The 15,570-nt window shown below is 45.6% G+C and carries 13 protein-coding genes, 1 pseudogene and 1 riboswitch; of the genes and pseudogenes, 4 read left to right on the top strand and 10 right to left on the bottom strand.

The genetic code is table 11. From position 1 onward, the window contains the following. Positions 1-8 precede the first annotated feature (8 nt). The 5 genes and pseudogenes from BN1546_RS23815 to BN1546_RS23795 form a co-directional block, all read right to left on the bottom strand. Positions 9-764: a DUF4247 domain-containing protein gene (locus tag BN1546_RS23815; RefSeq protein ID WP_025674568.1), complete on the bottom strand. Its 756-nt coding sequence runs from the start codon at positions 762-764 to the stop codon at positions 9-11. A gap of 13 nt (positions 765-777) precedes the next feature. After that, positions 778-1,284, bottom strand: coding sequence for a DUF4178 domain-containing protein (locus tag BN1546_RS23810; protein WP_017427734.1), 507 nt, complete (start codon positions 1,282-1,284; stop codon positions 778-780). 24 nt (positions 1,285-1,308) lie between these two features. Continuing rightward, positions 1,309-1,716 carry a DUF350 domain-containing protein gene (locus tag BN1546_RS23805; RefSeq protein ID WP_013371429.1) on the bottom strand — a complete coding sequence of 136 codons (408 nt, stop codon included), beginning with the start codon at positions 1,714-1,716 and terminating at the stop codon, positions 1,309-1,311. 128 nt (positions 1,717-1,844) lie between these two features. After that, positions 1,845-2,513 (bottom strand): PspA/IM30 family protein, encoded by a 669-nt coding sequence (locus tag BN1546_RS23800; RefSeq protein ID WP_013371430.1) that lies wholly within the window; start codon positions 2,511-2,513, stop codon positions 1,845-1,847. 86 nt (positions 2,514-2,599) lie between these two features. Beyond that, positions 2,600-3,621 (bottom strand): annotated as a pseudogene (locus BN1546_RS23795) (NADH:flavin oxidoreductase/NADH oxidase). A 302-nt stretch (positions 3,622-3,923) separates the two neighbouring features. Between BN1546_RS23795 and BN1546_RS23790 the strand changes: the two are divergent. Then, positions 3,924-4,730, top strand: a complete 807-nt coding sequence (locus BN1546_RS23790; RefSeq protein WP_025674573.1) for a polysaccharide deacetylase family protein — start codon at positions 3,924-3,926, stop codon at positions 4,728-4,730. A gap of 197 nt (positions 4,731-4,927) precedes the next feature. Here BN1546_RS23790 and BN1546_RS23785 read toward each other — a convergent pair whose 3' ends face one another. The 3 genes from BN1546_RS23785 to BN1546_RS23775 form a co-directional block, all read right to left on the bottom strand. Next, positions 4,928-5,596, bottom strand: coding sequence for a 3D domain-containing protein (locus BN1546_RS23785; RefSeq protein ID WP_090738960.1), 669 nt, complete (start codon positions 5,594-5,596; stop codon positions 4,928-4,930). Between the two features lie 6 nt (positions 5,597-5,602). Continuing rightward, a riboswitch (cyclic di-AMP (ydaO/yuaA leader) is annotated at positions 5,603-5,771 on the bottom strand. 243 nt (positions 5,772-6,014) lie between these two features. Continuing rightward, positions 6,015-6,737, bottom strand: a complete 723-nt coding sequence (locus BN1546_RS23780) for an amino acid ABC transporter ATP-binding protein (protein WP_013371435.1) — start codon at positions 6,735-6,737, stop codon at positions 6,015-6,017. Next, positions 6,724-8,187, bottom strand: coding sequence for an ABC transporter substrate-binding protein/permease (locus BN1546_RS23775; RefSeq protein ID WP_013371436.1), 1,464 nt, complete (start codon positions 8,185-8,187; stop codon positions 6,724-6,726). The genes BN1546_RS23780 and BN1546_RS23775 overlap by 14 nt, the downstream gene beginning before the upstream one ends. A gap of 148 nt (positions 8,188-8,335) precedes the next feature. Here BN1546_RS23775 and BN1546_RS23770 point away from each other — a divergent pair, with 148 nt between their 5' ends. Together BN1546_RS23770 and BN1546_RS23765 are read left to right on the top strand one after the other, a co-directional pair. Then, entirely contained in the window at positions 8,336-9,514 is a 1,179-nt protein-coding gene (locus BN1546_RS23770) for a M20 family metallopeptidase (RefSeq protein ID WP_058830875.1), read from the top strand. A 39-nt stretch (positions 9,515-9,553) separates the two neighbouring features. Next, positions 9,554-10,624, top strand: a complete 1,071-nt coding sequence (locus tag BN1546_RS23765) for a glycine-rich domain-containing protein (protein WP_090738959.1) — start codon at positions 9,554-9,556, stop codon at positions 10,622-10,624. Positions 10,625-10,712: 88 nt separating this feature from the next. On the opposite strand, the gene glgA is transcribed toward BN1546_RS23765, so the two are convergent. Beyond that, positions 10,713-12,155: a glycogen synthase GlgA gene (glgA, locus tag BN1546_RS23760; RefSeq protein ID WP_090738958.1), complete on the bottom strand. Its 1,443-nt coding sequence runs from the start codon at positions 12,153-12,155 to the stop codon at positions 10,713-10,715. Between the two features lie 21 nt (positions 12,156-12,176). Beyond that, entirely contained in the window at positions 12,177-14,102 is a 1,926-nt protein-coding gene (gene glgB, locus BN1546_RS23755; RefSeq protein WP_090738957.1) for a 1,4-alpha-glucan branching protein GlgB, read from the bottom strand. 236 nt (positions 14,103-14,338) lie between these two features. Here glgB and BN1546_RS23750 point away from each other — a divergent pair, with 236 nt between their 5' ends. Further along, entirely contained in the window at positions 14,339-15,565 is a 1,227-nt protein-coding gene (locus BN1546_RS23750) for a glucose-1-phosphate adenylyltransferase (RefSeq protein WP_040103610.1), read from the top strand. Positions 15,566-15,570: the final 5 nt, after the last annotated feature.

Raw genomic sequence — 15,570 nt, 5'->3', positions numbered from 1 at the left:
CATTACCATTATCGTCGACTTCGTCGGCTGATTTTACCTGAGCCGCTGCGTGTTTTAGGCTTACTATACGATTTGCGCGGCGAATCAAATATGCTGGAACCGCCGCTGCTGCCTCGGTCACGTGAAATCGAGCCTCTGCTCGGTGAACTGCTGGAGCCTCTATCGAATAGACTCCCGCTTGATCCAACGCTGGAATCCGAATTTTTCCCTCTACGGGTAACTGAGCCTTTTCGCTCCACCGTTATCGGCGGGATCGCTTTTTTCTCCTGTGCTGTTGGAGCACGATATTGCCCTTGTGAAGGTCGGTATACATCTCTGCTCGAATAACCTCGATAGGAGCCAGACCCCCGCAACGAATCGAACAGAGCATCCAGCACAGTTGCAGTTAAGTATCCTTTTAGAAAGCTGGAACTGTAATTTTGCTCGACATACTTTTTACTATCAATTTCAATGAGTGTGTCTTCCTTCTTAGCTGGATCCTGCTGCAAATGGTACCACTCATCGCTATATACCAGAAACATCCGCTCATTGCTCTGAGGTGACATTTGTTCCGGTGTACGCTGTTCTTTCAATTCCTCCGCTACTTCGGGAACCGTTTTGCCTGCCGCCCGATACACGTACGAAGTCGAGTTTCCGCTACCACTAACGGATTCCAGCGGATACGTATCTTTCACATTTGGCGCGCCGCAGCCGCTTAACACGGATACGAACAAGCTCAGCGCCACAATGACCTTTAATGCATATTGCCAGGTGCGTTTGCTCATGTGTAACCCTCTCCTAGCTTGCCCGAATAACCTTGACGTCTCCGGTAATCACTTCTTCTCCTTCATAAAGCATAAAGCGACCGTCCTGCCATTCTACCCGCAATAGATGGTAATCATCAGACTGGTACTGCCAAACATGTTGCTCTCCACCCTGCCGGAAAGGAGCACGGCCCATAACGGTAACATGCCCAAAATACTGTTCTTCCAAATGATACGTTGTATCATCCAGCTCTAAAATGGTCGGTACTTCCTCCGGGTTGTCTAGTCTGCCATCGATGGCCTGATAAAGTCCGAATTGCAGTGTTTCCCGTTCCTCAATATGAAGATAACTCACTTGATTACCATCCTGAAGCGTCAAAACAACGGCATTCCGAGCACGATTATGTACACGACCTACCACTTCATAGGTGACAAGCGACACCTCACAAATATCCCCTGGATTTAAGTGAAGCATGCTTTTTTCCGCTTTCGGCGGTTCAGGCTTGGCAAATAGATTTGAAATTCGTTTCCATACACTCATGGTCATATTTCCTCCTTACTTTGCCTAGAAGCATGCTGTAATGATCAAGGCACCAACCAAATGCAGCGCTCCCGAAAACAGACCGAAACCAATTTTACCTTCCTGGGTACCTTTATCCAGATCAAACTGTGCCCAATATCTCAACAGCAGACGCACAATCACTTCCAAAACAAGCAGGATAATAAAGGCAATCACAGAATACACAAGCGCTTCAAGCAAATTATTAGCGGTAGCAATTGAACCTGATAAAATATATCCTTGTGCAATCAGCTTCATAATCATCCGTACCGTTACGGCCATATTTCCGGCTTTTACTTCGGCAAAATCCTTATACTTTGTAAATAAAGAATCGACATACATTAATACGAACAGCAAAATAGCACCCGCGCCCGTCCATACCAGCATCGCTTTCATCGTTTCTAAAAAATGCATTTGCTACCATCCTCCACATCTTCTTGACTACATATATTGTTTACGCCCCCAGGCAGGGAAAAGCGAAGGAGAAAACGTTTCTCCTTCGCTTACTGAGCCATCACACTAGCGGCAATGCTTAAAAGTTCTTATTTGTTTTCGTATTGTTTCAGCAAAGCGGCAAGTTCATCGTCCACAGCACTTTTCTTATCCAGCTCTTTGAACTCTTCATCCAGCGATTTTTCCTTGGAAGCCATTTCGTTGCTCGCTTCAGCACGTGCTTCTGCTTGCAGCATTTTTTCCTCCATACGCTTCAATCCAGCAGTTGCCGTATCCGAGCTAAAACCGTTCATAGCTTTGTTAATTTCAGTTTGCGCTTTAGCCGCGTTATAACGGGCAACCAGTGTCTCGCGCTTGTTTTTCATTTCAGTCAGCTGTCTACGCATTTCATCCAGCTTACCACGCAGGTTGTCAGCTGCAGCTTTGTTTTGCTCATAACCAGCTTGGAACTCGTTCATTTTTTGTTCGGCAGATTTCTTTTCTTCCAGCGCACGACGAGCAAGATCCACATTTTGTGCTTTTGCAGCCGTATGAGCCTGTTCTTCGCGTTTTTTCACCAAAGCTGCCTGTTCTTCGTATTGCTGTTTGAATCTCTTTTCAATAGCAATTTGAGCGGCTACCGCTTTCTCTGCGTCTTCCAGATCCTCTTGCATATCACGAATGTATTGATCCGTCATTTTAACTGGATCTTCTGCCTTGTCGATAATGGCGTTAATGTTAGACATCGTAAGATCTCTTAATCGTTTGAAAATAGACATGTGAAGTTCCTCCTAGAATTGAATGCTTAAATTTTAAGCTCTGTACACATGTTTACGCAAGCTTTGCAAAGAGGTTTCAAAAATATCTAAAAACCGCGTAGATAAGGCTCTGGGATATCTGCCTGTACTTTTAGCGCCCGTGAAGCATGCAGCGCCCAATAGGGATCACGCAGCATGGCACGCCCTATGGCTACCAGATCAGCTTCATTTTGCTGAACGACTCGGCGGGCATCCTCATAATCATCCAATAAGCCGACAGCAATGACAGGCACATTCAATTTTTCACGGACGGTATGAGCCAAATCGACCTGATAACCAGCACGCGCAGACGGGCCTCCGCTGGAGCCTATCGGACCCTCACCACCAGAAGAAATATGGAAAATGTCTACACCTGCATCACGATATCGTTCCCCTATGGCTGCTATGTATTCAACATCATATCCGTCTTGGACATATTCTTTGGCAGATATCCGCATTAGCACAGGCATATCAGCAGGAAGTACCTCTTTAACAGCACGGATCACCTCAACACCAAACAGTGACAAATCCTGCCCATACTCATCTTCTCTGGTATTGGTTAAAGGGGAATGAAATTGATGGATCAGATAGCCGTGAGCACCATGAATCTCTACCGTGTCAAAACCCGCTTCTACCGCCCGGCGAGCCCCCTCTTTGTAGGCCTGAACCAGTTCCTTGACTTCTGCTCTCGCCAAAGTGTGCGGATCTTTAAAGCGTTCACTAAAGGGGATCGAGGACGGGCCTACAGGTGTCTCAGCATCCTCGGCTTTGCGTCCGGCATGGCCTAATTGAATGGCAATTTTGGCACCATACTTGTGGACTTCCTCTACGATTTTGCGATATGCGGGAATATGTTCGTCACTCCAAATGCCCAAATCACGATCCGTAATGCGTCCATCCGGATGAACCGCTGTCATTTCCACAATTATGAGCCCAGTCCCTCCTACCGCGCGACTCACATAATGGACATAATGCCAATCCGTCGGTTTGCCGTCCTTGGCCTCCACGCTGTATTGGCACATTGGGGCATGACAATCCGATTTTTTAATGAAAGCCCCTTTAATTGATAAGGAGTAAACAAGTCGGTCACTTTTATCCATCCTTCCCTCAATTCCAAGTATGTATCATTATGAATAGCATCCCCATTATACACCAGCTGTCATGGTATACCGAATCCTTTGAAAGGCTAAAACTTGCGAAAATGCTTCAGTTTTCGGTCATGTTTAAGAGAATATGTACGTTTACTTCGTCATCTTCACGGATACCCGCTTCATGATGTACTTCTCTTCAGCCGTGTAGGCTTCACTCAATCACCAGCATAATTTTAATAGGACAGGTACATAATAGCTGAGAGCACCACTAGGTACCACTGCACGGAAAGGGGGAATACAAATGCGGTACAGGGGAGTGTTGCCATGTTTAGCACTGTTACTAGCATTTTCAAGTTTTCCCGTTCACGCGGACACGCCTTCCAACATTGGAACGCCCCATCCCAAGGAAGCTGCTGTCGCTACTTCGGTATATCAAAGTAAAGATCGAGCTACTCCAACATTAGCGATGCTACGAAAAAAGCATGCGGACATTTTTAAAATGTGCGGCCCGCACACCCGCCAAATTGCCTTAACCTTTGATGATGTGCCCGATTCAAGGTATACGCCGCAGGTTTTGGACGTATTACACGCAAATGGTATCAAAGCTACCTTTTTTATCGTCGGCCACCGTGCGGAAAAGCATCCGGGGATCATACGCCGCATCATCCGTGAGGGTCATGCTATAGGAAACCATTCCTATACTCATCCGGATTTCAGGAAGGCCACACCAGAACGTTTTCGTCACCAGATTACAAAAACAGAACGCATTTTAGAAGCCAGCATAGGTTTTCGACCCAGATTGATACGACCACCCTATGGTGAAATCACGGAGCCTCAAATCCAGTGGGCACGTCGTCATGGGTACATGATCGTCAATTGGAATGTGGACTCTCTAGACTGGAAGGGATTAAGCAAAACACAAATTCAGCGCAACGTGATCCCGGCTACCGGACCTGGCTCCATTATTTTAATGCATGCAGGTGGAGGTCAAAGTTCCAACTTGCAAGGCACTGTCCAAGCTTTGCCGGGTCTAATCCACTCTCTAAAAGCTAAGGGCTACAAATTTGTCACTGTCCCCCGGCTACTTCACACATCGGAACGAAAATAACAGTACGTCTAAGCTTCAAATATACCAACAACGTAAAAAGGCTGCCTTAACGAGCAGAATGCTTCTGCTTGTAAGACAGCCTTTTTTAGCGATAAACGACCGGGCCTAATAAAAAGTCGTCCCAGTTATATGTTGTATGATAGATCAAGTTTACATAACTTATATTATGTTTAATTAAATCATACATAAGCACAATGCTATTTATCAATGACGTACAGTTTCACATTCTGGAAGCCGAAGTCGTTCACGAATGATTTATTGCCAGGGATAAAGATATCAATCCGCTTTCCGGTAATAGCACTGCCCTGATCACGGGCAACGGCCACAAAAGAATGGTTTGGCAATCCGGGATGGGAATAACCTGTAACTAGCACCTTTGTTCCCATAGGAATGACTTTCGGGTCTACCGCAATTGTACCTAGCTTAAGCGGATTGCCGTAATAATCGACCGCACCCCATTTGCCATTTTCATCAGCTGCGGCAGAATATGCTGTAGCTTTAACATCAACTACTTTACTGTAATTAAATGTTTTGCCCCATGCTTCAATTGTTGGCTTCTCATTCGCTGGTGCTTTCTCTGTAAGAAGCTGTGGCTTCGAATCCGAAGCCGCCTTTACACTTTTTTCGTCTGGCACTTTAATTTGCAGACCTGCATATATGTTGTTGGACGCAATATCCGGGTTAGCCTTCGTCAACTCATCTACTGATACCCCATAACGTTGAGCAAGCAAAAAGAAGGTATCGCCTTCTTTGGCAGTGTGAAGCGAAGCAGCATCTGCTACTCCAGCTGTCTGTGCCAGCCCTGCAATAGCTGCAGCAAGCACCGCAAATTTCATAGTTTTTCCAATATGTTTTAAATGTTTCAAAGATATGTACCTCCTCTGTTATGCCTGCGAAGTTAGCTGTCGGATTCGGACTCAGGAGAAGCCCTATGCTTGTGCAATTCACCCCTAGGCATATTCCACAACATCTTATGATGCATTGGAATCATTGCCGTTGTTACGTCCCCCGCACTTCCCATGGTTTGAGCCCAGCACCTGAGTATTTATTATCATTACTGCTGCCCCGGTAAGTTTTGGCTTACTGCATAATATCACAATTTTGTAACCTTATCTGCATGAAAATGTTGGTAACCTTGAATATCGTACTATACTCGTTACAATTTTGTCATTAAGAATCCGTTTTCTGTTACAAAAATATGGAGATATAGTGACAAAAAGAGAAAAGCCCTCCGTGAAACATCATCACGAGAGGGCTTTGTTAATATTTCATAAAAGCATTTTCTTACAGCACTTTAGCAAGAAAATCACGGGTACGGTCATGGCTTGGAGTACCGAATACTTGCTCAGGCGTACCTTGTTCTATAATTTGACCGTTGTCCATAAAGATGATTCGATCCCCTACCTCACGGGCAAAGCCCATTTCATGCGTCACGATCACCATCGTCATGCCGCCCTCAGCGAGCTTCTTCATCACGTCCAGAACCTCTCCAACCATTTCAGGGTCAAGGGCAGAAGTAGGCTCATCGAACAGCATTACGTGTGGCTGCATGGCCAAAGCACGTGCTATCGCAATACGTTGTTTTTGACCACCAGATAACTGGTTCGGGTAGGTATTCTTCTTATCCTCAAGACCCACGGTCCGCAGGAGCTCCAGCGCAATTTTCTCCGCTTCTTTCCCCGACTGCTTTTTCACCTGCGTTGGTGCAAGCGTCAGATTCTGCAGTATTGTTTTATGCGGAAACAGATTAAAATGCTGGAAAACCATCCCCATCTTCTCCCGAGTCGCATTAATATTATGACCACGGGCCGTAATCGGCTCACCCTCAAACAAAATTTCCCCTTCTGTTGGCTGTTCCAACAGATTCATACAACGCAAAAACGTACTTTTTCCTGAACCACTCGGGCCGATAATGACGACTACTTCACCTTTGGCGATATCTATATCAATGCCTTTTAAAATTTCATTCTTACCGAATGATTTACGCAGTTGTTTAACGGTGATCACTGGCTCTCAACTTCCTTTCCCATAAACCCAACAACTTAGATAAGCTGAATGTCATTACAAAATAAATAGCGGCTGCGATTACGAACGGACTCAAGCCTTCGTAGGTAATATTCTTAATGACCTGGGCTTGATACATAATATCCACCATCCCAATGGTCGAAATAATAGATGATTCTTTAATGATCGTAATGAACTCATTACCAATAGCAGGCAATATAGATTTAAATGCTTGCGGTAAAATGACATGACGCATTGCTTTGCCTCGTCCCATCCCGAGCGAGCGGGCAGCTTCCATCTGTCCACGGTCTACTGCCTGAATACCAGCACGGAAAATTTCAGCCAAATATGCCGAACTATTCAGAGACAACGTAATTATACCAGACTGAAGTGGCGTAAAATTAACCCCCAACGTCAAAGCAACTCCGTAATGAATGATCATGAGCTGCACCAGCATAGGTGTGCCGCGCAGTATCTCTACATATGCGGTACCTAGCCACTCGATAATACGAATACCACTCATCCGCAGCAAGGATATGATCAGACCAATAATGAATCCGAACAGTACTCCAAGCGCAGACAGCAATAGGGTGTAGCCAATACCCGTAGCGTAGAAACTGCGATATTTCAAAAATATATCTACAATGCTATTCGAAGAAACTTGTCGGTCTGCAGACAGTGCACTTGCTTCTGTAGAAAACTTCTCAATCGAACCGTCTGCTTTCAGGCGAGCCAACGTTTTATTTACTGAAGCAAGCAATTCCGCATTTCCTTTACGAATGCCTACAGCAGTTTCTGCTCCTTCATCCTCAGGTACTGCCTTGGCAAGTGTTACGGTACCGTCTAGTGTGTATCCTTTAGCAACGGTATCCTCGATTACAACCGCGTTGATACGGTTGGTCCGAAGCTGGAGTACCAGATCGGATATTTTATCCAATGAGGTCACAGAAGCATTAGGCACTTTTTGCGCAATTTCTTCCTGGATACTCCCCTTCTGCGCACCGAGCTTCTCTCCTTTTAGAGCAGCCATCGTTGAATATTTGTCTTTATCCTCTGGACGTACCATAATGACTTGCTTGGAACGATAGTATACATCCGAAAAATCAATGCTCTTTCTGCGTTCATCCGTCGGTGTCATACCGGACAGTACCAAGTCTACGCGACCACTTTGCAGAGCAGGCAGCAAAGAGTCAAAACTCATGTCCTCTGGGACCATCTCCGCATTCAGATCCTTGGCGATTTCCTTGGCAATTTCAACATCAAACCCAACAATGGTATCCTGACCGTTAATAACTTTATGAAACTCATACGGCGGAAAGTCAGCACTCATGCCCACTACGAGTTTTTTCTGTGGCTTTTCTTCCGATCCGTATGCAGTGAGCATGGGAAGACCAGCCAGCAGTAAGATAACCGCCGACAAAACCAGGGCGGTAAAACGATATGCCTTTTTCAATCTTTTTTTCTCTCCTTAAATTCTTTATAATAAATAAGATTGTGTCATTATAAATGAATATGCATGATTATGCAATGAATGTTATAGTACAATTTTAGTATATCTATCGCAGCACCTACATTACAGCATATATAAAGGAGTTTTTAGCATGAATTTCAAACAGACCATTCAACACACCATTGAACAGCATGCCCAGCGGTTTAAGGACATTTCGTTATATATTGGCGCAAACCCTGAACTTGGAAACGAGGAATTCTTGGCCTCTGCCCGTTTAAAAGAAGAACTTGCTTTTCACGGATTTGACGTTCAGGCACCCGTATTGGGTATAGAAACAGCCTTTATTGCTACTTACAAAGCAACCAAGCCTGGACCAATCATTGCTTTTCTGGCAGAATACGACGCTCTGAAAGGGCTAGGACACGCCTGTGGGCACCATTTGATATGTATGATGAGTACAGGCGCTGCCGTAGGTCTCAAATCGATTATCGACGAGACTGGTGGAGAAGTACGTGTATACGGCACACCTGCCGAAGAAACACGCGGTGCAAAGGTTCCGATGGCGGCGGCCGGGTTGTTTGATGATTGCGACATAGCTATGATGACACATCCCTTTGACCGCTACGAAAAATCAGGCAAATCACTAGCGATTGATGCTGTGCAGTTCGAATTTTTTGGTCAATCCGCTCACGCTGCGGCCAGTCCGCACGAAGGGATTAATGCTTTGGACGCTGTGATTCAAACGTTTAACGGGATTAACGCATTTCGGCAACAGGTGAAAAGTACGGTACGTATCCATGGCATCATTAATCAGGGTGGGCAGGCTGCCAATATTATTCCTGATTACGCCTCAGCCCAATTTTACGTGAGGGCCGCTACACGCCAAGAGCTGAACCCGCTTACCCGCCGTGTTGTTCAAATTGCAGAAGGAGCTGCTTTACAAGCCGGGTGTCGTTTGGAAACTTCCAATTATGAGACTTCTTACGATGAAATGGTGACCAATCGTGTACTCTCCGACACCTTTACCGCAAATTTGGTGCAGGCTGGCATTGCGCAAGAAGATATTACGGAGGGTGAAGATCATGGCTCTATGGATATCGGAAATGTATCACTTCATTGCCCTGCGATCCACCCGTACATTCAAGTTATTGACGAGAAGCATGCCTTGCATACACCAGAATTCCGCGATTTAGCAATGCAGGACCGCGCAATGGAAGGAATGCTCTTGGCCGCGAGAACCTTGGCATGGACGGCTTGCGATGTAATCACAAATTCTGAGCTGCTGGCACAGATTAAAAAAGAATTCGCTCTACTGAATAGCAAAAGCTAAAATCGGAAATGCCGTCTTCTTTTAGAAAGGAGTGCCATTATGAATAGTATGACTAGCTTTTGGACGTTGTTTATTGTGGTTGGTCTCATCATTCTTTGGTTTATATTTCGTGCTATACGCAGGAATCGTGGAAACAGAAGTACGCGGCGCCGGAATGCATTTTTCCTTAGCTCTCCGTCTCCTTCGTCACTCACGCAGGAGCGTCATCGAGAGATTACGGAGCTGAAGGAGCTGCTGGATCGATCCATTCCAGCCTCCTATGCTCATAACGTAAAGCAACGTGTCATGGACGCCAATCCTAGCCTGACGGAGCAAGAATATAATTGGCGCTGGCATGAGCTAAAACGATACTTCATGCTATGCGCCATTATGAATCGGGTGCCTATGTTCAGTAGTGATGTGGATGAACTATGGCACGAAATGTTAATGTTTACGCGTGAATACCAGCAATTCTCCGAAGCTTTTTTTGGTCGTATGCTTCACCATGCACCCCATTCGGGCGGCTCTCAGCCGATGCCAGAGGAGCGGGCGTGGTTTGACTGGTTGTATGTGGAATGCTTTGGTTGGAATCGTTATAGTGCCAGTTTGTGGGGAACTTTTTTTAATCATCCGCTACCGAACGATGAGCTTTCACACTATTACAAACTGACAGCTTCGACGCAGCCAATAGGTGACCGATGGAATTCCCATGAAAATGTAGACATTTCACAGCAAGCACAACAAGCGGTTCATAAGATAATCCAACACCTCCGTGAGCGGGTAAATAAAGCTGTAAATGATCCGGAGGGCAAGCAGCTACCCAAGGTCAACTATTTGCAGGTTGACTATCTGCTATTGGCTGCTGTGTGGTATTCATGGTATCAACCTGAACAATTTGCCATACACATGCACCCAGATTCTACAAACAGTGCCGCACTAGCCAGCTCATCCGGCTGTAGCTCCGCAAGCGGCTGCACGAACTGGGATACACACCACTCGCACCATCATTCCTCCCATGACAGTTCTCATGGTGGAGGCTCTTCTCACCACGATTCAGGCGATTCCGGGAGCCATTCCTCGTGTAGCAGCGGGTCTTCGTGTGGAAGCAGCTGTGGTGGCGGGGGCGACTGACCAGCAACAAAAAAGGGAATTCCTCAGCCAAACCATGGCTAAAGGAGTTCCCTTTTTCATTAGCATAAATATGGTATTTATGTGCTGTTTAATCGGTCTTTGCTAGCGAACGGTAAATATCCATATACGCCTCGGCCGATACATCCCAACTGTACTCTCCTGCAAAGGCCGTCTGTGTAAGCTTGTTCCAATGCTCAGGTTGACGATAGTAATGAACAGCACGACGAATGGTATGCAGCATGTCATGTGCATTATAGTTCGTGAAACTAAAACCGTTACCTTCACCTGTAGATTCATTGTAAGCCTGCACAGTATCGTTCAGCCCTCCAGTTTCTCGCACGATGGGGATACTTCCATAACGAAGCGCCAGCAGCTGACTAATCCCACAAGGCTCAAACCTCGATGGCATAAGATACATGTCACTTGCCGCATATATTTTTCGTGACAGTGGTTCGCTAAAAGTAAGCTGCGCTGACATTTTCAGAGGATATCGTCCCGCTGCTTCCCGGAACCAGTGCTCAAAAGCCGGGTCCCCTGTTCCCAGCACGACAAACTGAATATCATCATAATACAAAATTTCGTCAAGCACTCTCGTTACCAGATCTAGCCCCTTCATATCCACAAGCCGGGTTACCATGGCAATCATAGGTACGTCCGGACGCACCGGCAAACCCAGCTCCTTTTGTAGAGCAATTTTATTTTCCTTTTTCTTTGCCAGACTTGTGCGGTATTTCGTATAAATACGATTGTCTGTGGCAGGATTGTAGCTTTGGGTGTCAATTCCATTCACAATCCCCGTTAAGCGTCCCTGCTGTCCTAATTTACGAAGTAGACCCTCCAGTCCGTATCCGTAAAATTCAGTTTGAATTTCCTCTGCATAGGTTGGACTCACGGTCGTGACATGATCCGAGTAAGTAAGCCCACCTTTCATAAAGTTCAGTCTGCCATAATACTCCACACCCTCGGGGGTAAAATAGCTTCCATCCAAGTTAAGCAGCTCCGTTAAGACCTCATATGGAAAATCACCCTGATACAACAGATTATGTATCGTAAACACCGTGCGAATATCGTTGTAAAAGGGCAAATGTCGATAATCGGCATTCAGAAGTAGCGGAACCATCGCCGTATGCCAGTCATGACAATGCACAATATCTGGCCGAAAATTCAGTTCAGGCAGCACTTCCAAAATCGCCCGGTTGAAGAAGGAGAAGCGTTCGCCATCATCCATATAACCGTAAATACCGTCACGACCGAAGTAATATTCATTATCTATAAAATAAATCCTGATCCCGTCCAACGTCAGCTCCTCTACTCCACAATATTGATCACGCCAGCCTACAGCTACATGCTTGACCGTTACCGGACGCAGAGACTTCTTATAGGTATCGGGAATACCCGCATATTTAGGTAAGATGATTCGGACGTCACACCCTGCCTGATGAAGTGCCTTTGGCAGTGCGCCAATAACATCAGCCAACCCGCCTGTTTTAATAAATGGATGTGCTTCTGCTGCCGCAAACAAAATGTTCATATGTGCTTCCTCCTTATGTGGTCAATCTGCTTTTTTAGACCTACGTGGTGGTGTCTTCTTGAGTATAACGATGCTTAGGGGTGGAATAGTCACCTCCAAGCTGTGAAGCTGTCCGTGGTAAGGGATTTTGGAAGTACGTATCGCTCCGGAGTTTACCTGACCACTTCCCCCAAAGTCCTTATGATCGCTGTTCAGCAATTCCATATAGCTTCCTGCCTTTTGCAACCCTATTCGATAATTTTCTCTTTGCACAGGCTGAAAATTAATAAGGACAACCAGTGTATCCCCCGTTTTTTTGCCTTTACGTAAATACGTAATTACACTCTGCCCTCGGTCTTCAGCTTCAATCCATTGATAGCCGTCCCACGAATGGTCCAATTCCCATAATGCTTTCTCCTGAAGATATAAATGATTCAGTGCTTTCGAATATGTGTGCAAAGACCGATGACTGTCATAGTCCAGCAAAAACCAGTCAAGCTGATCCTCATCCTTCCATTCAATAAACTGGCCAAATTCCCCTCCCATGAATAAGAGCTTTTTACCTGGTGAGGTCATTTGGTAGCCAAGGAGTGCCCGTAGTCCGGCAAATTTTTGTTCATAGGTGCCCGGCATTTTATCAAGCAGCGACTTCTTACCATGAACAACCTCATCATGCGACAATGGCAGTGTAAAATTTTCGCTGTATGCATAGGCTATGGGAAATGTCAGCAAATTATGGCGTTCGGGTCGTTGATCAAACTCCGATTCCATATAATCAAGTGTATCGTTCATCCAACCCATATTCCATTTGTAATTAAAACCGAGCCCTCCATCGCTTACTGGGGAGGTCACCATCGGCCAAGCGCTGGACTCCTCTGCCATCATGAGTGCATATGGATAATAGCGGAATACCGTCTCATTCAGCTGTTGAAGGAAGGCGATAGCCTCCTCATTTTCAATCCCTCCCTTGGAATTGAGACAATATTGTCCTTCCTGCTTTTCAAAATCCAGCCGTAACATGCTCGTCACCGCATCCACACGCAGACCATCAATATGGTACACATCCATCCAGAACAATGCGTTGGAAATCAGAAAAGAACGTACTTCTGGCTTGCTATAATCGAACGTTAGGGTTCCCCAGCCGGGCTTTTCAGCAATTAGCGGGTCCGCGTATTCGAACAGTGGCGATCCGTCAAACTGTCTCAATCCATGAGCATCCTTGGCAAAATGAGCCGGAACCCAATCCATAATCACTCCAATTCCCGCCTGATGGCAACGATCCACTAAATACATAAAATCATGTGGTTCACCATAACGGCTTGTGAGTGCAAAATATCCTGTTAATTGGTAGCCCCAGGAAAGATCATACGGATGCTCACTCAGCGGCATCAGCTCAATATGTGTATACCCCATATCAGTTACATAAGGCACAAGAAGCTCAGCCATTTCCCTGTATGTATAAAACGTACCATCTGCTTTTTGCTTCCAAGTGCCTAGATGAAGCTCGTATATATGTAGAGGTTTACCATAAGGTGCTCTACGTTTACGGCGCCAAGCTGCATCGTTCCAAACATAACCATCCAATGAAGATACCACTGAAGCCGTAGCCGGTCTCACTTCAGCACGTACGGCGTAAGGATCTGCTTTCAGAAATCGTTCACCATTTGGACCTGTAATGTCGTATTTGTAAAATGTTCCTTGGGATATCCTCGGAAAAAAACGACTCCAAAAACCGGATTTGGGAACCCTATATAAGGAATCCTGTTCCCCATTCCAGTTGTTGCGATCTGTAGCAAGCCCGACATGGAGAGCATGAGGAGCCCAGACCGTAAAACGAACGCCCTGTTCTCCGTTCTCCACAGTAAGGTGGGAACCCAAAGATCGGTAGCTGTGATAAAGCGTTCCTTCATGAAACAAATAAATATCTTCCGATGAGATAGTCTGTTGCGGAAGAGTTTGGTCTGTCATCACGTCACCACCCTTTTATGTTTGTAAGTAAAAATGTATGAATCGGTAATGCATTCGCTTTTGGGTCAAAGCTGACCTGAGTTATTACCCCATTCTAGCCACAATGAACAGAAAAATGACTAGGAAAAAAATAAACCTTAGTTTTTGGGGAATCTTATATACCTGATGGTTTCAAGAGTACCCCATACCGTTTATGTATGTACTACAACAGACAACTAAACCGGGAGGGAAACGAAATGTTTAATAAAGAATGCATTGCCATGCTGCTGGCAGGCGGAGAGGGACGCCGTCTTGCTCCCCTTACTTCAACGATTGCAAAACCCGCCGTACCTTTTGGCGGTCATTACCGGATCATCGATTTTCCTCTCAGTAATTGCGTAAATTCAAACATTGATACTGTAGGTGTACTGACGCAATATGAGGCAGAATCCTTGCACGAACATATTGGGGATGGAACTCCATGGGGCCTTACAAAAACGGATGACAAAGGAATTACCCTGCTTCCATCTTATAATACAGGTAACGCTGAATACTTAGGAACGGCAGATGCTATTCATAAGAATATCGAATATATTGACAGCCAAAATCCAGAACATGTGCTTATTTTATCCGGTGACCATATTTACTATATGAATTATGGCGAGATGCTGAACTACCATAAGGAAAAAGGAGCTGCGGCAACCATTTCTGTCATGGAGGTTCCTTGGGATGAAGCACACCGTTTTGGTGTTATGAGCGCCGATGAAGATCTGCGCGTCACTGAATTTGCAGAGAAGCCGGAGAAACCGGAAAGTAATTTAGCCTCTATGGGGATTTACCTTTTCAAATGGGATTACTTAAGAAATTATCTACTGGAAGACGCACAGGATCCTCAATCCAGTCATGATTTTGGCAAAGATATCATACCTAAAATGCTGGCAGACCAAGAATCACTATACGTTTATGAATTCCAGGGCTATTGGAAAGACGTAGGTACAGTTAAAAGCCTATGGGACTCCCACATGGACTTGCTGCAAGAAAATTGCGCGATTGACCTTCAGCGTCAAGACTGGCCAATGTATACACGTGAACGCCGCACAAGGCTGAGCGCGCAAAAGGTGCCTGGTCGTAAAATGCAGTCATTGGACAGCCTCCTGCATGATTCCTGCCAAGTCGAAGGCCAAATTGAGCGCTCCGTAGTGTTTAGCGGCGTCGAGGTGGGAAAAGGCTCTTCCATCAAGGAAAGTATCGTTATGCCTGACACACGTATTGGGCGCAACGTGCATATTGAGCACGCAATTATCGGTGAAGGTGCTGTGATTCGTGACGGTGCTGTTATTAAAGGTAATCCGAGCGAAATTGTGGTTATCGGACCCAATGAAACAGTATTTGGCAAAATGGCAGTACGGCCACAAACTACACGTATGCTAAAAGAAGCCTATGAGCGTAACACACGCTTGCGTGCAGAAGGCTTTACTTCATAACTCTC

The organism is Paenibacillus sp. Mc5Re-14, assembly GCF_001049835.1.
GTDB lineage: Bacteria > Bacillota > Bacilli > Paenibacillales > Paenibacillaceae > Paenibacillus > Paenibacillus polymyxa_C.
Note: the sequence above shows the minus strand (reverse complement) of the source record. Positions and strands in the feature narration are given on the sequence as shown.